Consider the following 22,735-nt stretch of genomic DNA (forward strand, 5'->3'; position numbering starts at 1 on the left):
TATGTGAACGGGGCCGTGTACCTTTTAAAAGGTACACGGCCCCTTTATCGCTTTATCTCAGCTCAATGTTCTTACTTCTCCGAATATCTCCCGGCTTTCTTCGATCTTTTCTTCGCTTCCGATAATGCAGAGCAGGTCTGCGTCCAGAACCGCCTGGACTACATCGGCCAGAGCCCGGATATCTCCCTGATCGGCCGTCAGGATCTGCTCCCGCTCTTTCCGGATCATTTCTTCTGTGACGTGGTTCATATACAGGTTCATGGACCGGTTCCCTTTTGCCGCCGGGTTCATGGGACGGTCGATATTGCTGATGGTGCCGATGATAAATTTATTCATATCCCTGTCATCTACCGCAAAGTTTTTAAGATAGTCCACGACTCCTTCATAGACTTTTATAGTCTTCTCCAGATTCGGATCCCGGTAGGAAATCAGATACCCTTCCCCGATCCGGTTGAAATTGCTCATGCAGCCGTAAGCGCCGCCCTTGACCCGGATATTCTGCCACAGATAGTCATAGCTTAAAATCACTTTCAGGATCTGCAGCGCCCCTGTGTACTCTGCGCCTCCGTCGATAAAATTGCCGGCCCTGGCCACATACTGCACTTTGGAAGAGGTTTTGAACCCTTCGTTTCTCTTCCGGCAGTGGATGATACAGGCTTCTTCCCTGGCCTTTGCTTCCCCTTCTTCCGGCATATCCTCCGCCAGGCTGTCATTGAGCCGGTTCCGCACCGCGCCGAATGACTCCTTCACAGCAGTCAATCCTTCTTCGGCGGACGTATAGCTGACCATCATGTTGTCCGCACGGAAGATCTTTCCGGAGAGCTCTTTCAGATTCCGGATCAGTTCTTCCCTGCATCCATCAAAATTTTCCTCGATGGCTTTCACGGTTTCGTAGAAGCCGATGCCGTCTGTATCGTCTTTGAACTTGGCAATCGGTGACGCGTACGACAGCGCCCGGAGGGCCGCCGTTGTATGCCCGGAGGAGAGGAAGGACATCTGAAGCCTGGATTTCAGCATGGCCAGAATCTCTTTGAGCCGTTTCTCATCGTCCAGCTTTGACTCCATGAGAATCTCCCGCATCATGGAGAAAAGTACATTCATCTCCGGATAAAGCGCTTTCCCCTTGATCTCGAAGGTGGCACGGAAGTCTTTTTCCTTTACCCGCCTTACATCCGGATACAGCTCCAGGGAAGTGCCGATTCCTCCCGTATGGACATTGATCTCATTGAACAGCTCGCCATACTCATAATTCGCTGTATCGATAATGCCCAGCACACTCTGCAGGATTCCCACATAAGGAAGCAGCTCCTCCCGGATGCCGGACAGATCGAACATAAGCGTGACATATCCGATGCCGTTCGTCTCGACATTGTGATGCACCGTCTTGATCCCGTCAATCTCCATCTCTGTATTGTAAACCGGCGCAATTTCACGGGAAATGTCTTCCCTTTTCAGCACCGGGATCTTTTCCAGGTCTTCCGGAGCAGACTCTTCCTCCTGATACGCTTCCAGCTCTTTTGTGGCCTGAACAAGTGCCTCAAGTTCTTTTGCCGAAAGACTCTTTTTATAGGCCTTCAGCTTATCTGCCAGCTCCCTGTCCATCCTGGCGGTACGCCCCTGCTCCGGACGGATGATCACCACCGCGCCATGGGGATTGTCCAGCAGATAATCCCGGATCAGCTGTTCAAAATATCCTGTCCCCACCTGACTTTTCAGGAAATCGAAAGTGGGGATGGCCTCCATGTGGATGAACGGCTTTTCTTCATCATAAAGCCAGCTGTCAAACAGCTGCAGCCCGTACATCAGTCCCCGCGGATAACTGCCGAAATCTGCTTCCCGGAAACGGAATTCATAATAATTGATGCCTGCCCGCAGCGCCTTTTCATCCACTCCGTTTTTCACGATATTTTTAAGAGTATCTTCGATCACACGGATAAAGTCTTCCTTCTGTTCCATATTGGCGTTTTTGGAGATTACGGAAAAGATCGGCTGGAAGATCCCGTTGTCATAGGAACCCATGATGTCTTTTCCGATTCCCGCGTCCAGCAGCGCCTTCTTCAGGGGAGCGCCCGGCGCCGACAAAAGCGCGTAGTCCAGAATCTGGAAGGCAAGATACAGCTTCTCATCCAGGGAAGTCCCAATTACCTTATTATAGGAAAGATACGTGTTGTCCGCTTCACTTTCATCACTGGCTATGGAATATTCCCGGACGATCTCCCGCATTTCAGAAAACGGCTCCTGATATCTGATCTCGGAGTCTACTTCGATCCTGTCAAAATCTGAAAGATAATTCTCATCCAGCCATCTCAGCTTTTCCTCCATATCCATATTTCCATAGAGGTAGATATAGCTGTTGGACGGATGGTAATATTTCCTGTGAAAATCAAGGAACTGGCCGTAGGTCAGCTCCGGGATGACTTCCGGATCCCCGCCCGACTCATTTGCATAAGAAGTATCCGGGAACAGAGAATTCAGGATCACGCGGTCCAACACTCCCTCCGGGGAGGAAAATGCTCCTTTCATCTCATTGTAGACCACCCCGCTGACCGTCAGGTCTGCGTCCACATCGTCCAGCTTGTAGCTCCATCCCTCCTGCCGGAAAATCTCATCATGCTGATAGATGTTCGGGTAAAAAACCGCATCCATATAGACATGCATCAGATTCTGGAAGTCCTTGTCATTGCAGCTGGCCACCGGATATACTGTCTTGTCCGGATAGGTCATCGCGTTCAGAAACGTATTCAGCGACCCCTTTACCAGCTCCACAAAAGGATCTTTCACCGGGAAATCCCTTGAGCCGCACAGAACCGAATGTTCCATAATGTGAGGCACTCCGGTGCTGTCGGAAGGAGGAGTGCGGAAACCGATGGCAAACACCTTGTTCTCATCATCATTCTCCATAAGCAGAACCCGGGCCCCGCTCTTTTTATGTCTCAGGAGCACCCCGTGAGATTTCACACCGGACAGCTCTTTCTCCTGCATCACTTCATATTCTGTCAGATCATATAGACTCATGCTGCAACCTCCTTGTCGATTTTACCATGATCCTGTCATACCGTTTTTTATCACATCGTCCGTATCACCTCTGAAATACGGAATGCTGTGGGATGTATCAGCTGAAGAAGCCAGAAGATGGATCATCCCCTTCTTCACATGACACGCAGCCGCCAGGAAACTCTGCGAAAATTCTGCATACTGTATGTTCCTGTATCTGACTGCCAGATACTGTCTCCCGAAATATCCCCGGCACAGTTTCAGAAATGTTCCGTCCGCGCTCATACCGTCTGTTCTGTATTTTAACACCATTCCGCACAGAAGTGAAAAGACCAGTACCGCGGCGCTCCACCATACCGCAGACTGATAACTTTCCAGTACAACGGCACACAGGACTGCTCCCGCGGCAACACACAGAAGATAGACCGCAGCGGGAAAAATCCACACAACCCATACCGCCTTCGGGAGAGGTTCCACCTTCAGATCCGCAGCCGGCAGAAATTCCGGCAGAAGCAAAGCCAGCCTTTCCTTCAGCTGTTTTTCCGTACTGTACAGTACAAGGAATGAATGTTTCTCCTCCGCGTCATCACCCATGCCCACATTGATGATCTCTGCCATATACCGTTTTCCAAGGCGTGCCACAAAAGACTGTTTCACCCTGAGGGCCTGGATCTTATCTACCGGGACTGTATATTCCACCTTTTTCAGAAATCCATACCGGATATAAATCCTGTCTCCTCTTCGTTTTGCCCGGAAATCATAATATTTCACAAAATCTTTTATCGTATCCCACAGTGCGGACACGATCAGGACAGCCGCAAGGACAATCCCTGCTGCCGCTCCTGCAAAGGACTCCATCAGGTTCTTCCGTCCAAGAGCCTCTGCCACCCCCATAACCGTGCCTAAAATACATAACAGAAAAATAAGAACGGAGAAAAGATTGACGGAAAAGAATCCATGTTTCATAATGTCTCCCAGATCTGCCCGGATATCATAATCTTCCGTTTCTTCTAAAGCCGGGCCCGGTGTTCTTCCTTCTTCTGCCACATCAAGAGCAGTATCCATCCGGGGCAATGCTGAATCCAGATCTGTATCAGCCGTTGCTCCTCCGGCCGCCATCCGCATCCTCCGGGTGATCTCATTCTTGAATCGGAGGGCATCTGCTTTCTTCAGCACGATCTTGACATCTGTACTGTCCGCTGTAGACCTGCTGTTTGTATCCATTTTAACTTTACATGTTCCGATCAGCATTTCAAACAGATTCTGTTCAATATTAATATTCGAAATGTTCCGTATACCGATTGTATTTTTCTTTTTGTTCAGAGTATTTTTTTCAATGACGACCGCATGGTCCTCAATAGAGATCCAGGTCTTTGCCCATACAAATATCTGACTTGCGATGCAGATCCCAAGAATCAGGATCGTTCCTAAAAGAATAAAAAAGCCTTTGTCTATTACAAACGAAACATCTTCGGAGCGTATGTCCCCGATATTCTGCAAAACCTGCGTGGCTATAATGATAAAAAGCGCCGCGATCACACCGCCGGTACGCTCCACAATGGATGAGATATGACTGCGGAATCTCATCCTTGGGCCTGCATCCTGTTTTTCTTTCTGCTCAGTTTTCATTTCTGTCTTTTTCTGCCCCCTGACTCATGCTTTCATTCATATGCCGGACTTTTTCCTCCGCATCTTTTATATATCCGGCTGAATTTTCTGTCCTCTGCTCTGCCGCGATCTCATTGATCCTCTGTCGCAGACTTTCAGCGATCTGTTCGGCTTTCTCCACTTCCAGGAAAGAAATCGTCACATCTCCGCCGCCTGTCGTCACCACGACCTTTTCCACTCCGAACATCTGGTCAACAGGTCCTCTTTTTGTCTGAAGCTTATGTAACCGCTCAATAGGCACGATATTCCGTTTTACGAACAGATACCCCTCGATGATGTCAATGCACTCCTCATTGATGCTGTACCGATATCTGTGATAACGGAAATAGGGGCTGATAAGCACATCTGCCAGGATCAGCACCGCAAGTCCCAGTGAGATCCATTTCCCCAATGTAATTTTCTCCGGGAAGATCCAGAAATAGTCCAGCACCGCCACTGCAGCCAGGATTACTGCTCCGGTAATGATATCCGCTGTATACATACAGTACAGCGCCCGTTTTGAAAGTTTGCTGTACTCCGCTTTTTCTATTTTACTCTTCATCCATCTCCTCCTGCTGTCTGCCACAGTATCATATAAAATGTGGAAGATTCTGTTCGCTTTCTTTGAAGAAATTCTACAGCATTACCTGTCACTTCTGCGTATCAGTATAACAGTCCGAAGAATGATATGCAAGCCGTTGACCGGAAGGAAGGGCCGCCAGGAAGAGCAGCCTGCGAAAAAAGCAGGCTGCCGGCTCATCGCAGCGCTTTATCCAGCGGTCTGTCTTCCCCAAGCTCCTCCTCAATCCTCAGAAGCCGGTTATATTTTGCCACCCGCTCTGATCTGCAGGGCGCTCCTGTTTTAATCTGTCCTGTGTTAAATGCCACTGCAATGTCCGCGATCGCTGTATCTTCTGTCTCGCCCGAACGATGTGAGATAATTACGCGATACCCTGCGTCCTGCGCGGCTTTAATTGTCTCAAAAGCCTCAGTCAAAGTTCCGATCTGATTAACCTTTACAAGGATCGCATTTGCCGCGCCCGTTTGGATCCCCTTTTTCAGACGTTGTATATTAGTCGCAAAAAGATCATCTCCTACCAGCTGAACCCTGCTGCCCAGTTGATCTGTGATCTGCCGCCATCCTTCCCAGTCATCTTCATCCAGAGGATCTTCGATAGAACAGACTGGGAATTCTTCGATTAAATCTGTAAAATAGCGGATCATCTCCGCAGTATCTCTGGTCACTTCTCTCCCCTGCACTTTTTCTTCCCCCGGAAACAGATACACTTTCCGCTCTTCGTCATATAATTCAGACGCGGCCGCGTCCAAAGCCAGCATAATATCTCTTCCCATCCTGTATCCTGCTTGTTCGACCGCGTCTCTGATCAGACGAAGCGCCTCTTTTGTATCCTTCAGGTCTGGGGCAAATCCGCCTTCATCTCCCACTGCTGTCCGGAAACCTCTTTCCTTTAAAATCTGTTTTAATGTATGATAAATTTCCGTACAGATACGAAGTCTCTCTCGGAAAGACTCTTCCTTTACCGGCACGATCATAAACTCCTGGATGTCCAGTGTATTGTCCGCATGTGCTCCGCCGTTTAAAATATTCATCACAGGAATCGGCATTTTCTTGGCCTGAACTCCTCCCAGATACCGATACAGCGGTATCTCAAGGGCACCGGCGGCGGCTCTTGCCGCGGCTATGGACACTCCCAGTATGGCGTTGGCTCCAAGATTGCTCTTATTCTTGGTCCCGTCGGCCTGTATCATGGCCCGGTCGATCTCTTCCTGATCAAACACATTCATTCCGATCACTGTATGGGCAAGGTGGCTGTTCACGTTTTCCACCGCCTGCTCTACTCCTTTTCCACCATAACGTTTTGACCCGTCCCTCAGTTCCACTGCTTCATATTTTCCCGTAGATGCCCCCGACGGGACCGCCGCGTTTCCGACTATATTCTCCCCGGCCAGCACTTCTGCTTCAATCGTGGGATTTCCTCTGGAATCAAGGATCTCTCTCGCAAATATGTCCCGGATCAGCATATGTCTGTCCATTTTCTTCACCTTCCTGATACTGATTTGACATCTAGTATCTCCAGCCTTCTTCCCTTCATGCGCCCGCAGCTCATCTTCCAGACATTAGCAGAATCTCAGGAACTGGAACATTGAAAATGAAATGTGATCCTATCTGGATCACATTTCATTTTCAATCGTATCATTCAAAAATATTCGGGGAAATATCCACGCCCACGCCTCTTCCATATTTTTCACGACTATATCTGCTTCCTCCTGGGAAAAACCAAATCGTTTTTCTTCCTTTGCTATTACTCGCGTCCCTGCACTTTTCGCCGCTCGGATCCCGTAATCTGAATCTTCGATCACAACGCATCTTTCCGGAAGGACATCCAGTTCATTTATCGCTTTCAGATAGATTTCCGGATTGGGCTTGCTCTCCTGAAATTCTGCTCCGCTTAAGACCACATCAAAATATCTGCCGATATCGTTTGCCTCCAGCATATCCTCGATATCCTTCCGATCCGACGCCGATGCCAGACCTATTTTCAAATGACTATTCTTCAATTGTTCCAGCAGATCTCTGACCCCTGGATTAAGTACCTGACTGTAATCAAAGGGACAGGTATCGCACAGCTCCAGATATCCGTACCAAAAATGTCTTCCAAGTCCCTTTCCTAATACAGAATCAAAATAGTCTGCTGACATGTCAGAGGAGAGTCCGACTGTTTTCACGAGCATCTCCTCCGTCATAGAATATCCCATTTTTCTGGCATAATCTGACAGCCATTCTATGTAAATGCCTTCGCTGTCGATCAGCACTCCGTCCATATCAAAAATCACAGCTTCTATCATTTTTTCTTCCTGCAGCCTGTATCAGATCTGTCTCTTTTCTTTCCGGTATGCCTGCACCTCATTCATAAATGCCTTTACCCGCTCCGGATCAATATGATTTTCAAACTTTCCGTCATATTTAAGAGTTGTTCCTACCAGTATTCCATCGGAGATATCCAGCTTGTGCCTTACGTTTTCTTTCCTGCAGCCAGTGGCCGCAAACACCGGCACATTATGCCTCTTTATCGCTTCTCTCACCTCTTCGATCATGGTATTATTCGCTTCAAGTCCCGCATGAGCCCCCGTCACACAGAAAGCGTCCGGCCTGCAGTCGAAGATGACCGCCTCCGCAAGATCCGGATAATGCACCGGAACCAGATTTTCATCAGATTCATTGTTCAGGAAATAGAACATCCTGCACGTTTCTAGCCCCAGTGCCTTTTTTCTCCTTAAGATCTTTGCCGGATCATATTCACTGATTCCCTCTACTCCCGAATATGCTCCTGTAAATGTTCCTCTCACGAATTGTGCGTCCACTGCCGCTGCAAGATCCATAGCTGCCATAGGATCACTTTCCAAATCGATCCCATAAGGAATCCGGATCTCCGTCATCAGTTCTCCAATCACCCGGGCCATGCCGCAGGCCGTCACATAATCCACCGGATTCTGATAGGGAAGACTGAACTCGTTCGAAAAAAGTACTCCGTCCACCCCGCCCTCCTGGAGTGCCTTCAGGTCTGTCCTTGCATCTTCCACTGTCTTTTCCATAGAATCTCCATTCTTGTATAATGGTTCTCCGGGAAATGCATTCAAATGCAACAGCCCTATTACTGGTTTCTCCTGTCCAAATATTTCCTTGCACCAATTCATCGTTTATGTCTCCTCCTGAATCGAAATTTTCGGATCTTCTTACCCACAGTCGTCTTCATCTGCTCAGAGCCTGTGCATTAAATCCCTGTTTGCCAGATAAAGCTCTCCGTACAGATGTTTCACCTTTTCATAGATCTCTCGTTTCTCTGGATCTGGCCGGTATGTCTTGCCGACCTTGATATACTGGGCCAGGTCTGTAAATCCCTTGAAATAGCCAGCCCCAATCCCAGCCATCAGTGCATCTCCATAGCTCGCCCCGATGGTCTCCTTCGGGATCTTCACTTCATATCCCGTCATATCTGCGATCATCTGTAGCCAGACCTCATTCTTTGTTCCTCCGCCGGCACACATAAAGTTTCGGATGGGAAGCCCGTGTTTTTCCAGAATTGCGATATGCTGGGCGACAGAGCACGCCACTCCTTCCAATCCCGCCCTGTAGATATCATCCCTTGTATGGTGGAGCTGCAGTCCCAGAAGCAGGCCTTTCGCATTTTCATCGTTGATAGGAGTGCGCTCACCGGCAAAATAGGGCAACATGATCAGCCCGTTAGCTCCTGCTGGAACCTGCGCCGCCCGCTCTGCCAGCACACTGAAGGCATTTTTACCTCCGTTTTTCTCCTCTTCCACCAGATCTGGGAACAACGTATCACGCATCCACTTTGTCAGCGCTCCGGCCGCGTTTGTGCCTCCATCGATACAGTACAGCCCCGGTATCAGAGCGTCGCCCTCCCATATCCTGTCATCATGGGGCAACCGGTCTGAACAGTAAATAAGATAGCATGTAGACCCCAGCTGCACCATCAGATCTCCCGGCTGCAGGACACCCGCGCTGATGGACTCTGCGCCAGAATCATCCGTTCCCGTAATCACCAGAGTTCCTTCCATCAGCCCTGTAGCCGCCGCCGCTTCTTTTGTCACCGTGCCGGCCACATCCACCGTCTCGCGTCCTTCCGCCAGCTGATCCCCCCGGCAGTAACATTCCCTAGCCAGCCTGTCGTCAATGGTCAGGTCCTGCCGATAGCATGGCATGAACGATGAGAGAGCCAGATACCGGTCGATCACATAATTTCCCGTCATCTTCGCAGTAATATAGGAGGATGCAGTCAGAAATTTATAGGTTTTTTCATATACATCCGGTTCATGATTTTTGATCCACAGCACTTTTGGCATACAGTCTGAAGAACACAGCTCCTCCCCGTGCCACAGCTCGTCTATCCGATCCCCATAGTACTCTTCCAGCCAGGCGATCTCCTCTGAAGCCCTGGAGTCGATCCCGTACAGGATCCCTTTTCGGAGTGGATTGCAGTGTTCATCTACCGGAAGTACATCCGCGGCCAGCGTACTGACGCCAAACGCCTTCACATCCTTGTTGGGGATACCGGACTTTTCAAGCAGCTCCCGGGAAATCCTGCACACATCTCCCCACCATATTTTTTCCGCGTCATGTTCAAAAAAGTGGGGCGCGGGATTTTCTACGCCATGTGACGCGGACGCAGTGCAGATCACTTCTGCCTGTTCATTGATAATTACCCCCTTACTCTCGTTCGTTCCCACATCGATGCCCATAAAATACACTGCCATATACTATGCCTCCCTGCTTTCAATGAGCGGGCAGGCCTTCAGCCATGCCACTGCCCGCTTTGTTGCGGTGTCCGGATCGTCAAAATAAATCTGATTATTGATCTCCAGTGTCACAGAACCGTCGAAATTATGATTAATGAGTGTCTCAAGATAACTCTCCAGCGGATTACTCCCGTCACCCGGCACCATGTGCCCTGCCGGACTCCCATCCGCCAGATGCACATGATTAATCACGCCGAAAGTCTCATAGTAATCCTCCACGCTCTCCCCTGCCGATGCGGCAGCCACGCAGTCTACACAGGCTGTGAGGCTGGGGGATCCAACCGCGTCGATCAGATATTTCAGCGTCTGTCTGTCATAGCACAGATTAGACTCGTACATTTGCAGCTGTTCCATTACCATCTCTACTCCCAGTTTTTCTGCATACTCCGCAAGCTCTCTGAGCGCCTCGATCGATCTCTGATAGGCTGCGTCCCGGTCTTCGTCAAACATACAGTACCCCATCTGAGGGAAAAAATATTTTGCACCAAACGCTTTTGTGTCCTCAATATATTCTTTCACGATATGGATACTGTTCTTCCGAACATAAGGGTTGGCTGAGGCCACATTGATCGGGTACAGGCAGATCTGCTCTGCCGTAAAGACAGACATCGCAAGCCCTCTCTCATCCAGCATCTTACGAATCGACAGAACCTTTTTCTGCCGCTTTCCCGGCGGCGTATCAAACGCACAATAATGGGGCGCCCCTCCCCAGAAATCTACGTATTTCAGCCCACTTTCGGCGATTGAATCCAGCGTGTATTCCAAACTGTACTGCTGATATCCCACGCTCATTACCCCGAACTGATCAAAAGAAAGTTTATGCATCCTGCCCGCCTCCCTTCAGAAGTCCCTCAAAGACCTCCAGTGATCTTGCGTAATACTTTTCCGCTTCATAGGCGTATTCTTCCATTGTGATCTCCAATGCCACCGGTCCTTTATACCCGTATCTCTTCAAGGTATCTACATGAGCCTGAAGATCCTGGCTCCCATCTCCCAGGACCAGCTGTTCGTCCTCTTCGTCGCTGTCGGAAATCTGTACATTGCGGATCCGATCCCCGAATTTTCGGAAATAATCCTCCAGCGTCTCTCCTCCCGCACATACGGCACATGTATTGACACTGAGCGCCAGACTATCATGTCCCGTCTGTTCCAGAATATACTCTACGTCCCCGCTGTCCTTTGTAAGCCCTGAAATACACGGGGATACGTTCTGAAGGAGCAGGGTCACTCCGCACTGCTCCGCTGTTCTGCACAGCAGATCCAGAGACTCACAACAGTACTTGAGAGCCTCCTCTGGCGGCCGGTCCATCGTTCCCTTTCCCGGATATATGATAACTTTATCACAGTCAAATGCAGCTGCATTTTCAATATAGAACTGTAACTGTACTATGCTCCTATTTCTGAGATAAGACTGATTCGACGCGATATTGACAGGCAGAAAATTTTGCTCCGGCTCTATCACCGCCACCTGGATTCCTGCTTCCCGGATCCGCTCCGCCACCCGTCTGACCGGAAATGTCTTTGCCTCATACACACTGTAGTGCGGATGACATCCCGACAACTCGATCCAGTCAAGTCCGAGACGCTTTACAGATTTAAGGAAATAAGGAAAACTATATCTTCTGTATGTCATGTTATTGATACAGAGCTGTTCTCTTAATCCCATTCTTATACACCTCTATTCTTCTCCTATAACCATAACGGAAATCCTCCTGTCCTGCGGTCCATCAAACTCCGCCAGATAAATTTCCTGAGCACTGCCGCATATCAGACGTCCATTCGAAACTGGCATGACGGTATGGTTTCCCGCCACCATAGATTTGAGATGGCCTGTAGGATTCCCGGCCATGGCGCCATATTCCCTGAGGAATCTGGCATGATAATAATCCCCGTCCTCTGGAAACAGCCCAGACAGTTTCTCCAGGATATCTGCTTCCAGACATTCCAGCCGTTCATTGACCATGATCCCTGTGGTCGTATGCAAGGTAATCACATATACCACTCCGTCACGAATTCCGGATTCCTCCACGACTTTCCTGATATCCGATCCGATCGCACGCAGTTCATTATAATTTTCTGTTTCATATTCCAATTCTCTGTAACAGATCATCTAAATATCCCCTCCCAGAAATTCAACAGCGTTTTCGCCGAGGATCAGTTCTTTCGTAGATTCACGCATATCCATCTCCCGAATCGCCAGGATCATGCGGCGCTGTTCCAGCCGTGGATCATCGGATCCAAACATAACCTGATGACGCAGGCTCCGATCGATCCAGTGCTTTCCAATGTCCATTTCCAGCGACTGGTGATAGAACTGCCGGGCATCATCAAAATACAGAAGCGCTGTATCCGTGTACACATTCCTGTACTTTAGCATGAGCATACAGACCTCCCGCACCCAGGGCCATCCAAAATGAGCCAGACAGATCTTCACATCCGAATACCGGTATGCCACTTCCTCAAACTCCAGCGGATGAGCATATTTTGTCAGTGTACCCGGTGCCATAGATACCCCGCTGTGGAAGATAACCGGACGGCGGTACTTCCTGCAGATGTCATAAAGTTTCCACATTCTTTCATCCGTGGGAAATACCTGCTGTTTGGAGGGATGGAGCTTCAACCCTTTCAGCCCTAGCTCTCCGAAGGCGTAATCCAGGTCTTCTGCCGCGCTCTCCCTGTTTGGATCCACACTGGCAAATCCGATCAGATGTTTAGGATACCGAGCCACAAGATGTGCGACTTTCTCATTTTCCAACAGCGGCGCTCCGCCCACGTCAAGGGGAAGCAGACAAAGCCTGTCAATCCCTGAACACCTGCAGTCTCTCTCCCACTGGCTGATCCCGAACGCGTCTGTCTTATACAGTCCCATCTCCCGGCGGCTGCGCTCCAACTGTTCCTCGGTAGGTTCCGCTTCTTCAAGGAACATCGGATGTACATGCATGTCAATAACCATTTTCCCACCTCTTTCTTTCTATAAAATATCTCATGTTTTCCAAGGTCCGAACGTCTCAATGACCTCTGCTGCGATCTTTGCGCCCAGCTCTTGGCATTCGGGGATTTCAAGCCCTGTCATGATCCCATACATAAAGCCGGCCATAAAGGAATCGCCTGCCCCTACGGTATTAACCACAGTGGCTGGAAAAATCCCATATTCATAAAACTTCTGTCCGTCATAAGCTATGCTTCCTTTTTCTCCAAGGGTCACAACCGCTGTCTTCGCTCCCTGGGATACTCTCATTTTGAGGAATTCCCGCACGGAAAGATCTGTCTCCTCAAAGGAAAAAAACGCATAGTCCACATACCGGATAGTCTCATCCACCATAGGGTCCTCTACTTCTGTCGCATAATCAAAACATATCTTTGCGCCGTATTTTTTCAGTCTGGGGAGATGCATATGTGCATTTCCCCAGAAAGCCAGATGGATCAGATCATGGCGGGCGGCATAGTCTATGTCTTCCTCCGAAAATTCCACGTTCTCCATGACACCTTCCAGATAATCCCCGTAGATCCGCTCCTTATCTAACAGATCCATATAGGATACTGCCGTTGATCCGTCCCCTGTTCTCAGATGGCTGATATCGATCCCTTCCTTTTTCAGTGTCCGGATCATCTCTCTTCCATATCTGTCATTGCCTGTTGTACTAATGACCGCCGTCTCCGCTCCAAGCCTTTTTATATGTACCGCAAAGTCAACGGCGTTTCCTGTACAGTAATACTGTCCCAGTTTCGGATACAGATCGATACAATTGTCCCCTATCGCTGCCACTTTCATGTTTCTCACCCCCGCTATCAGAAGATAAATCCCGCTACAAGGAACAGGATTGCCGACAATACCGCCGCGATGATCATATACGGCACCGATGTGGTCGATGACTCATAGACATCGGTATCTGTAGCCGCAGCCGCGACGAGCGCGCCGTCCGAATACAAGCATCCCTGGCTTCCCCAGATTCCGGCGCAGATCAGAGCAGCGATCGTAAGATACGGATTCGCTCCTGTCGCAGAGGCCAGCGGGATAATAATCGGTAGAGCCATCATGTACAGAGACCAGTTGAAACTCACAAGGAACTCTGTGCAGGCAAATACGACAAACACTATAAATGGAAGCAGATTCGGTGACAAAACATGTTCTGTGATACTGACGATATAAGGTGCGAATCCCATGGCGTCCAGCTGGTTGACCAGCACGAGAGATACGCCAAACAGAACTGTCAACATCGTCATGTCCTTAAATCCTTCCAGAAGAATATCGTTGATAAACTGCTTCGGCGTACAGAGCCCCTGAAATACAAACAAGAAGAAAGATACTACCAGAGCCGCGATGATGCCTACCATGATGTCTAAGCCCGCCAGAGCTGCTCCCCCTACAAGGGCGATGACCGGCAGGAAGAAGTTGATCATACGGTGCGGGATACCCTCGTTGATATCTCCAGAACTCACTTCCGCATTGTCTCCCATCTCTTTTCCGCTTGCTGCCGGCGCGACCGGCCCGCCATTTTTTACACGCTCCGTCGCCTTTTTCATCTTGCCAATATCTGGTATCACTCCTAGAGCCACCAGAAGGCCGATGATCAGTATGATGATCGGGAAGAACATAAACGGCACCATCTTCATATATTCCGCCACGCCCTGTCCTGAAGCCGCAAATCCCGAGGTCTCCAGCAGCACTGCCACGAAGACAACCCAGGCTCCCAGAGGCCACAGAGTTGCTGGCGCCACAGCGCTCGCACGTATCATAAAGGCAGATTTCTCGCGAGGGATGCCATAGCTGTCCGCCAGAGGCGTCATCGCAGCTCCTGTAGTAAAGGCACTCAACTCATCGTCTACAGAGAGCACTGCATCCATCAGCCACATGATTACAAGTGAAGTCTTTCCCTTCTTTGCTTTCTTTTTCGCCCAGTTGGCAAATGCCTTCGCGCCGCCGCCTTTTCCGATTGCCGCCAGAACGCTTCCCATCGCGAAGTACAGAAGGATCATGCGGGCATTGTCATAATTCAGGAGTGCGCCAATCTGCTCCTCTGTAAACGCCACTAAGATATCCCCCCGGAACCGCATAAATACGGTCAAAAAAGACGCCCATATGAACGCTTCCAGGAATCCTTTTGTCAGCAATACAAAAACAAACATTACCACGGGGATCAGAAGCGTCCATGCCCCAAAATCCACGATCATGTCTGCCGGCATAGTCTCTCCCGCGTCAAAATCTACCGTTTCCGCAATCTCCTGATACTCACTGTATCCGACCTTTTCGCTCGGCGCAAAAAGAGCCACAATGATAAATACCGCGATCATCATTGCATACGCCGCTACTCTCTTTTTATCACTGAAAAATAACTTCATCTCCGGTCTCCTTTCATTTAATCTTCTGTCCATACCCAAATGCTCCGCTTATAAGACAGTTTTTTGCGGAAAATTCCGCCGCGTATTCAAATGCTTCCCGGATCGCTTTTTCTTCCATGGGCATATTTTTTCGCCACCCGCTTTTGAGCAGGCTCATCAAAAAGGAAGTAAAAAAGCTGTCCCCCGCTCCCATCGTATCCACTGCCTCTGTTAAACGAACCATTCCTTCATAATATTTTCTCCCGTTATACAGGATCTGTCCTCTAGTCCCCATCGTCGCAAGTACATAAGGAACCCCTTTTTCAAAAATACGTTTCAAAAAAATTCGGATTTCATCGTTATCCATATGCTCACATGAGAACAGAGCAAAATCAATATGCGGGCACACCTGCGTCAAATACTCGTCTTTCCTGTATTCGTCCTCTTCTGAAAAATCAAACGTAATCAGTGCTTCGGTATCTTCCAGTTTTCTGAGCTGACTTTCCTCCTCCGCGTAGCAGCTGCAGTGGATCAGATCAAATCCTCTCAGATACTCCACTTCTTCTTCAGTCAGGATCATCGCTCCATGCAGATTTTCCCTGTCATCATCCTGCAGGAATATACGTTCTCCATGGATCAGATTCACATCGCACCTCTCTGTGACCGTTCCGGTCTCCGTCCGGCAGCGGGAAATATCCACGCCGATATCATTCAGAGCCCTCTGGATCATTTTTGCCTCTTTGTCCGCACCCCAGCAGCCAAGATACGCCGACTCCACTCCTGATTTTTTCGCGTATACCGCAAAATTGACACAGTTACCTCCCGGATACATCATGTTCTGATTGACGTACCGATCTGCCACATTGTCTCCATATCCGATCACCTTCATTTTTTACTCCCGTCCGTCGTATACGACTTTTCCGTCAAAAACTGTCATGCACACTCGCAGCCGTTTTCTGGCTTCCCCTTCGGTTCCCAGGATGTCTCCGTCTATCACCGCGATGTCGGCCAGTTTGCCAGGTTCCAGTGTTCCAAGAATGTCTTCCGCAAAATTCGCCTTCTGACCATTTTTTGTCCACCCTTCCAGCACTTCCGCCGGAGTTATGGCCTCCTGTCTGTTATACCCCTGCTCTGGCATAGAATCTGGAAATTTTCTTTCTGCGGCATAGCAGACGGATAGTGGAATATCAGGCACATCCAGCGGCAAATCTGTTCCCCAGCAGAGATTGACCCCCGCGTCTCTCAGAGAACGGTATGGCCAGATATTTTTCTGACGCTCTTTGGAAAAATACCGAAGGCCATAATATTCTTTATATTTCGGATAACAGCTCATGATCTGCACATAATTGATTGCTGTGACATCATTCTCTTTCATTCGCCTGATATCAGCAGGATCGATCAGTTCCATATCGATCACTGCATGACGGGCATCTCTTTCACCGTTCTCCTTCCGGCACTCTTCCAGAATATCTATGGCTTTTCTCACCGCCCGGTCTCCCTCTGCATGAAGCGCACACCGGAAATCATTTTTGTCTGCTTCTTTTACAGACTCTTCGATCGCTCTGTAATCCGGCGGCGTATATTCTGGAAGTTTTTCTCCCTTCGGATATCTGTCCAGAATGTCTCCTTCACCAGACTCAATATCTCCATCTACCATGATGTTATACCCCATAAATTTCACACGGTCCTTTTGGAATGTGTCCCTCATCCGTTTCCCATAAGGGATGTCCACATCTCTGCTCACCGGCTGGCTGACAAGGTATACTCTGTGCTTGAGCTCTCCGGAATCCTCCATTTCTTTCAGAACATCCGTGAATCCATAGTAGTCGTCAAAACCGATCTCTTTGATTCCTGTGACACCCCGGCTTGCAAGCATATCCTGGAACTCAAGATACTGTTGTTTTGCCTGCGCTTTGTTCCCGACCAATTCCTGGAACACTCTCCAGCACGCCTCTGCGTAACAGCTGTCTTCATCAAAATCATATCTCTCACGGGCTTTCTGATTCATCAGGCATGTCTCCCGGCTCTCACGGAAGACAACGGCTGCTCTTTCAGGGAACCATGTCTCAAAGATATCTCTATCCAGCTCTATCCCATCATCCAGACCATGGCCAAGCAAAGGAGCTTCAGGGGAGAGTTGATCTTTATATGCCATAAGGATATCCTTCAGCGTTACTGCATCTTCTGCTCCGGAAGTATCAGCTCCCGCTCTCTGCCACATATATCCCATAAAAAATACATGGTTATCCACATATCCCGGGGTGATAGTTTTCCCTCTCAGGTCGTATATCTTTGTTTCATTATCCAGATACTCCGCGTGATTAGTCCACTCGTCCACCGCAAGGATCCAACTTCCACTGACCGCCACGAAACCGTCTTTCAGCTCTTCCTGTGCATTTCCTGTAAAAATCCTGTCACACCGCAGGATCATGTCCGCTTTTTCGTCCATTCGGTTTCACCCCGCATTCTAGTATTCCATTTTTCTGTAATATCTCCGAATATCCAGTGAATGCCCTCTTTTTTCCTCCAACTGATAGCTGAGCCGGTCAAGTATGGCTGTTATGATCACAGGAGAAAGAAGGGGCCTGAATTTTGCGTCGATTCCGGGAAGCTCATAATCTGCCGTATCGAAGACATTTAGATTTTCCGTAAATCCAAGCTTTTTCGCAAAATTGACTACTCTTTCACACTGAGATCTGAGCTCATCTTCACCCATGATCACCATCAGGCTCACATTTTCATCAAGAATCTCCAGGGTACCATGGAAAAATTCTGCTGCCTTTACAGTCTTCGTCCGTATCCACTGCATTTCCTCCATAACACACATCCCGTAAGAATAGGTTTCTCCCCATACGCTCCCAGCTCCAGTCAGCAAATGATAATCCACATCTTTATATTTTTCTGCAAAAGCTTCCATCTTTGATTCGCACGCGTATTTCACTGCCACGAGGGCCTCCGGCATTTTTTTTAGATTTTCGCAGAACTCTTCATACGCCTCAAATTCACCGCGCTCATAAATCAAAGAAAAGATCAGCATATAGAGGAGAAGGTAATCTCCATCCGCCGCTGAAAAGTCATCCATTTCATTAACAATGGCATAGTCTGCATCTCTGGCGTAAGGAACATCTCCTCGCCCGGAAATGCAAATCGTATCAGCGCCTTTTGTCCTACAGTATTCTGCAGCCTCAACGGTCTCTTCTGTTGTTCCTGATGTAGATGTAAAGATACAGACAGACCCTTCTCCCAACTGATTATGTCCTCCCGCGATCAGTTCCGCCGCAATAACTGCGTACGCCGGGATCGTAGATCTTGTCCTCAAATAATATTCAAATGGCAGGAACATGGCGTAAGATCCGCCGGATCCGATAAGAAACACGTTTTTGTAACCTCTTTGACTTACTTCTTTTACTACTTTTTCAATCTGGCTCTTCAGCTTTAACGTGTTGTGATTAATCGCCAGATACTTTTCTTCATCAAAATGGATCATATCCTTTTAACACCTCCTTTTCTGTGTTTATACCGCGCGCATTGGTATATTAAATATATATTTACTGTTTTAAACATACCACTTATATTTTTAGCAGTCAATACTATATATTATATATATTTATAACCATATTTTTATATATTTTTTGTGTATTTTTAATATAATATTTTGTTTTTCTTCCTTTTTGTATGAGTATAAATAAATATACCACTTTACTTTCATAATCTCGTGTGGTATAATAAAACTACAAAAACAGCAAGTATACCTTTAATTTTTTTCACTATACCAATTTGCAAAAACAAACAGATATATCAACTTTATCATTTATACCAATTATAGAAACAACTATACCAATTTCTTTCGGTTTACTTTTCAGGACAGTAGCTATTTATATATACCAGTTTTGTTTTAAAGAGGAGGCCTTATGAACAGACAACAACCGCTATATAAGCAGATTGCAGAACTGATAAGGGAAAAAATAGAGAAAGGAGAGTATCGCTTTGGACAGTTTATCCCCTCTGAGCGGGAGCTGTCACAGAAATACGGAGTCAATCGCATGACAATCCGCAAAGCCCTGAGTCTTTTGATCGAGACCGGACTTCTTCTTCCCAAACCCGGAAAAGGAACTTATGTGAACCGACCCAAAATAAACTCTGCTTTTGACACGATCCAGGGAACTACCCCTTTTCTCATTGACATGGGGCTCACACCTTCCTACAGGCTGATCTATTCTGGAAAACGAGCCGCCGGCTGGAAGTATTCTCGTATCTTTCACATTCGGCCGGAGGAAGAAATTTTTCAGATCTTCCGCGTATGTCTCGGGGATGGGGATCCCTATACACTGGAATATATAAGTATTCCCTATGATCTGATCCCGGATATTGAACAGTATGATTTTAAAGTCTACTCTCTGTCCGCGATCTATGACCAGTTAGGGATCATACCTTATCATGATATCCAGACTCTGGAGATCGTACAGGTTTCTTCTCCTCAGTCAATCCTCCTAGAAGTCTCTGAAGAAGAATCTGTTTTTATGTTGACGGAAACTATAACTGACCGGCACAACCGAGTAATCGAATATACAAAATCATATTCAAGCGGAAAAAAATTTATATTCTCCGCCATTATGAAATGAGAAGGAGCAACAGATCATGGGAAGATTAACTCAATTTGCAAGAGACAATCTGCGGGAACATCTGGAAGAATACATAGAGACACACCATTTATCTGCGCACGACGCACTTCCTTCTGAGCGCGCGCTCTGTGAAATGTTCTCTGCGAACCGTGTTACGCTTCGCGAGGCTTTGAAAGAAATGAAAAATGAAGGGGTTTTATATTCTGTTCACGGAAAAGGGAATTTCATCGCGCCGCCTAAATATGTAGAAGATGCCAAAAGTTTTATCTCCTACACAGCTGGCTGGGAGGCCGACGGACATCAGGTGCGGAGCAAAGTTATCGATCTGAAGATCATAGAGGCCCCTAAAAAGGTTGCTTTTGCGCTGGACATCCGCATCGGGAGTCCGGTATATCTCCTCAGGCGTGTCAGATATCTGAACGATATCCCTCTCTTACTGGAAACAGCGCACCTGCCTGCCGGAAGTTGTCCGGGACTCGAAAACTTTGATTTTAGCAAATGCTCTCTGTATAAGATATTGGAGAATTTTTATCATATAAAGCTGTGCCAGCAGGAGCATACCATTTCCATAACGCATCTTTCTTCCCAGGAAGCCCATTTGCTGAACACACAGGAAAATGCCGCTGCGTTTTTCCTTAAACAGATTACGATCGATACTGCAAAAACTCCGATGGAATACTGTATTTCCATTATCCGGGCGGACAAATATAAAATGAAAGGCTGCCTTGTCTCCGCATCTTCTTAAAATCATTTCTCAGTCGTTGCTTTACAAAGAAAAAACACACAGAAAAAGGGACTGCCGTATACTAAATTTGATATGCTCCCTTCTAGGTAGACAAGTGAAATAATAAAAACTTGTCACTTAGTAGGGAGCATTTTATTATGGCATTTAAGCACAAATATTCCTATGAAGAGAAAGAGCATATTCTTGTGGAATACCTCAATGGCACCCATGGTTTCAGGGAACTATGTCGTATCTATGGAATGAGCGAGGGAGCCTTAAAAGGCTGGATTCGTTTATACAATGCTTTTGGGTGGGAAGGCCTGGTAACTGGCAGTAAGGCAAGGCATTATTCTTCTGAAATCAAACAAGCAGCAGTAGAGGATTATCTTTCAAAACGCCTTACTGGTCCGGAAGTACTGAAAAAATATAAAATCCGATCAGAAACCCAGCTTCAGAACTGGATCATGAAGTATAATGGTCATGAGGAACTGAAATCTTCTGGAACAGGAGGCTGTACCATCATGACAAAAGGAAGAAAGACTACCTTTGAAGAAAGGGTTGAGATCGTCTGATACTGCATCACACATGATCGTAATTATGCAGAAACATCCCAAAAATACGGAACATCTTACCAGCAAGCCAGAAATTATACCATAAAATATGAATCCGGCGGTGTGGATGCCCTGAAAGATCGCAGAGGGAAGAGAAAACCTTTTGATTTGTGTAGACTAAAAAACTGATATAAGATATGTCATTAGTTACTTTGGGCAGAGCCAATTTTTTGAGGTTCTGCCCTTGCTTGTATTATAATGCAGTTTCCAGACATGTCAAGCAGGGCTGGCTAATCCAGCCCTCTCAGACGGAAAGCTGCTTATAATCCGGATAGTCTTTCTTCAAAGAAAATCTCCAGCTGCGAATGGATCTGCCCCCAATCCTGCCGGTGGCCTGTCCATTTTTTCGTGATATCCATCATGGCTAAATACAGCATTTTTAAGAGACTCTCATCAGAAGGAAACACTGTCTTAGATTTTGTGACCTTTCGGAGCTGGCGGTTAAATCCCTCGATTGCATTGGTGGTATAGATCAGACGGCGGACCGCTTCCGGGTACTTAAAATAAGTCGAAAGATTCGCCCAGTTATCTTTCCAGGTTTTCGCTATTTTCGGGTATTTTCCGCTCCATTTGTCATCAAAGCTGTCCAGCTCTGCTAATGCGATTTCTTCTGTTGGAGCTGCATATACACGTTTCAGATCAGCCATCAGGGGCTTGATCTCCTTATAGGAAACGAACTTCGTGGTATTCCGAATCTGATGAATGATACATTGCTGGATTTCTGTCTGGGGAAATACCGCCTCAATTGCCTGAGGAAATCCTGTCAGCCCATCCACACATGCAATCAGGATATCTTCTACTCCGCGGTTCCTTAGCCCGTTCAAAATAGAAAGCCAGAATTTCGCGCTTTCATTTTGTCCAACATACATGCCAAGCACGTCTTTATGTCCTTCCATGTCAATCCCAATGGCGATATAAACTGCACGTTTTACAATCCGTCCTTCATTGCGCACATGATAATGGATGGCATCCATGAAAACCACAGCATAAATTTCTTCCAATGGTCTTTCCTGCCATTCTTTCACAATGGGAAGAATCTTATCAGTGATCCGGCTAATAGTGCTGTCAGAGATTTCGATGTCGTACAGTTCACGCATATGGCTTTCAATATCATTTGTGGTCATTCCTTTGGCATACATGGAGATGATCTTTTCCTCCATGTCCTGAGTGACGGTATTCTGGTATTTCTTGACAATCTGCGGTTCAAACTCGCCTTTCCTGTCCCTGGGGATGTCGATTTCCATGTCTCCATAGCTGGTATGCATTGTCTTCTGAGAATGTCCATTTCTGGAATTATCCGTTTCCTTGTTACGATAATCATACTTAGAATAGCCTAATTCCTCGTCCATCTCCTGGTCCAGAGCACCTTCCAGAATGATGGACATCATATCCCGCATGATGGAGTTAACATCTGTCCCATCTTTGACTTTAACATTGTTTTCTTTCATGTAGTTACCCATCATTTCTCGAAGGGCTGC

General features: G+C 47.5%; 21 protein-coding genes. 4 read left to right on the forward strand and 17 right to left on the reverse strand.

The annotated features are described in order from the left end of the window. Positions 1 to 57: 57 nt before the first annotated feature. From BQ7367_RS00845 to BQ7367_RS00920, 16 genes are all read right to left on the reverse strand, one after another. Positions 58 to 3,015, reverse strand: a complete 2,958-nt coding sequence (locus BQ7367_RS00845; RefSeq protein ID WP_072523740.1) for an insulinase family protein — start codon at positions 3,013 to 3,015, stop codon at positions 58 to 60. A 21-nt stretch (positions 3,016 to 3,036) separates the two neighbouring features. Then, positions 3,037 to 4,623: a PH domain-containing protein gene (locus BQ7367_RS00850; protein WP_072523741.1), complete on the reverse strand. Its 1,587-nt coding sequence runs from the start codon at positions 4,621 to 4,623 to the stop codon at positions 3,037 to 3,039. Next, positions 4,613 to 5,203, reverse strand: coding sequence for a PH domain-containing protein (locus BQ7367_RS00855; RefSeq protein ID WP_072523742.1), 591 nt, complete (start codon positions 5,201 to 5,203; stop codon positions 4,613 to 4,615). The genes BQ7367_RS00850 and BQ7367_RS00855 overlap by 11 nt, the downstream gene beginning before the upstream one ends. Before the next feature lie 194 nt (positions 5,204 to 5,397). Then, entirely contained in the window at positions 5,398 to 6,696 is a 1,299-nt protein-coding gene (gene eno / locus BQ7367_RS00860) for a phosphopyruvate hydratase (protein ID WP_072523743.1), read from the reverse strand. Between the two features lie 138 nt (positions 6,697 to 6,834). Further along, positions 6,835 to 7,509: an HAD family hydrolase gene (locus BQ7367_RS00865; protein ID WP_083588837.1), complete on the reverse strand. Its 675-nt coding sequence runs from the start codon at positions 7,507 to 7,509 to the stop codon at positions 6,835 to 6,837. 21 nt (positions 7,510 to 7,530) lie between these two features. Next, on the reverse strand, positions 7,531 to 8,358 hold the full coding sequence (locus BQ7367_RS00870) for a BtpA family protein (RefSeq protein WP_072523744.1): 828 nt from the start codon (positions 8,356 to 8,358) through the stop codon (positions 7,531 to 7,533). 63 nt (positions 8,359 to 8,421) lie between these two features. After that, the gene (locus BQ7367_RS00875) at positions 8,422 to 9,939 is read right to left on the reverse strand and encodes an FGGY-family carbohydrate kinase (RefSeq protein WP_072523745.1); all 1,518 of its coding nucleotides are present in this window, start codon (positions 9,937 to 9,939) and stop codon (positions 8,422 to 8,424) included. Between the two features lie 3 nt (positions 9,940 to 9,942). Beyond that, entirely contained in the window at positions 9,943 to 10,806 is an 864-nt protein-coding gene (locus BQ7367_RS00880) for a sugar phosphate isomerase/epimerase family protein (protein ID WP_072523746.1), read from the reverse strand. Further along, on the reverse strand, positions 10,799 to 11,647 hold the full coding sequence (locus BQ7367_RS00885; RefSeq protein ID WP_072523747.1) for a sugar phosphate isomerase/epimerase family protein: 849 nt from the start codon (positions 11,645 to 11,647) through the stop codon (positions 10,799 to 10,801). The genes BQ7367_RS00880 and BQ7367_RS00885 overlap by 8 nt, the downstream gene beginning before the upstream one ends. A 12-nt stretch (positions 11,648 to 11,659) precedes the next feature. Beyond that, complete coding sequence (locus BQ7367_RS00890; RefSeq protein WP_072523748.1) at positions 11,660 to 12,091, reverse strand: secondary thiamine-phosphate synthase enzyme YjbQ; 432 nt, start codon at positions 12,089 to 12,091, stop codon at positions 11,660 to 11,662. Continuing rightward, the gene (locus BQ7367_RS00895) at positions 12,092 to 12,934 is read right to left on the reverse strand and encodes an amidohydrolase family protein (protein ID WP_200786672.1); all 843 of its coding nucleotides are present in this window, start codon (positions 12,932 to 12,934) and stop codon (positions 12,092 to 12,094) included. Between the two features lie 30 nt (positions 12,935 to 12,964). Further along, on the reverse strand, positions 12,965 to 13,753 hold the full coding sequence (gene frlD / locus BQ7367_RS00900; protein ID WP_072523749.1) for a fructoselysine 6-kinase: 789 nt from the start codon (positions 13,751 to 13,753) through the stop codon (positions 12,965 to 12,967). Between the two features lie 17 nt (positions 13,754 to 13,770). After that, entirely contained in the window at positions 13,771 to 15,354 is a 1,584-nt protein-coding gene (locus BQ7367_RS00905; RefSeq protein WP_083588838.1) for a Na+/H+ antiporter NhaC family protein, read from the reverse strand. Continuing rightward, a complete protein-coding gene (locus BQ7367_RS00910) occupies positions 15,335 to 16,189 on the reverse strand; it encodes a PfkB family carbohydrate kinase (protein WP_072523751.1) in 855 nt (284 codons plus the stop codon). Before BQ7367_RS00910 ends, BQ7367_RS00905 begins: the two co-directional genes overlap by 20 nt. A gap of 3 nt (positions 16,190 to 16,192) precedes the next feature. Continuing rightward, on the reverse strand, positions 16,193 to 17,749 hold the full coding sequence (locus BQ7367_RS00915; protein WP_072523752.1) for an amidohydrolase: 1,557 nt from the start codon (positions 17,747 to 17,749) through the stop codon (positions 16,193 to 16,195). A gap of 18 nt (positions 17,750 to 17,767) precedes the next feature. Next, the gene (locus tag BQ7367_RS00920) at positions 17,768 to 18,787 is read right to left on the reverse strand and encodes an SIS domain-containing protein (protein ID WP_072523753.1); all 1,020 of its coding nucleotides are present in this window, start codon (positions 18,785 to 18,787) and stop codon (positions 17,768 to 17,770) included. A 424-nt stretch (positions 18,788 to 19,211) separates the two neighbouring features. Here BQ7367_RS00920 and BQ7367_RS00925 point away from each other — a divergent pair, with 424 nt between their 5' ends. From BQ7367_RS00925 to BQ7367_RS14960, 4 genes are all read left to right on the forward strand, one after another. After that, positions 19,212 to 19,922 (forward strand): GntR family transcriptional regulator, encoded by a 711-nt coding sequence (locus BQ7367_RS00925; RefSeq protein WP_072523754.1) that lies wholly within the window; start codon positions 19,212 to 19,214, stop codon positions 19,920 to 19,922. Positions 19,923 to 19,938: 16 nt separating this feature from the next. Then, positions 19,939 to 20,667 (forward strand): GntR family transcriptional regulator, encoded by a 729-nt coding sequence (locus BQ7367_RS00930; protein ID WP_072523755.1) that lies wholly within the window; start codon positions 19,939 to 19,941, stop codon positions 20,665 to 20,667. Positions 20,668 to 20,804: 137 nt separating this feature from the next. After that, positions 20,805 to 21,218 (forward strand): helix-turn-helix domain-containing protein, encoded by a 414-nt coding sequence (locus BQ7367_RS00935; RefSeq protein WP_143142929.1) that lies wholly within the window; start codon positions 20,805 to 20,807, stop codon positions 21,216 to 21,218. Positions 21,219 to 21,224: 6 nt separating this feature from the next. Continuing rightward, positions 21,225 to 21,386 carry a helix-turn-helix domain-containing protein gene (locus BQ7367_RS14960; protein WP_143142936.1) on the forward strand — a complete coding sequence of 54 codons (162 nt, stop codon included), beginning with the start codon at positions 21,225 to 21,227 and terminating at the stop codon, positions 21,384 to 21,386. A gap of 131 nt (positions 21,387 to 21,517) precedes the next feature. Here the strand turns inward: BQ7367_RS14960 and BQ7367_RS00940 are convergent, their stop codons facing one another. Then, a complete protein-coding gene (locus BQ7367_RS00940) occupies positions 21,518 to 22,720 on the reverse strand; it encodes an IS256 family transposase (protein WP_200786675.1) in 1,203 nt (400 codons plus the stop codon). Positions 22,721 to 22,735 lie beyond the last annotated feature (15 nt).

It is taken from the genome of Clostridium sp. Marseille-P3244, assembly GCF_900120155.1.
Classification (GTDB): domain Bacteria; phylum Bacillota; class Clostridia; order Lachnospirales; family Lachnospiraceae; genus Mediterraneibacter.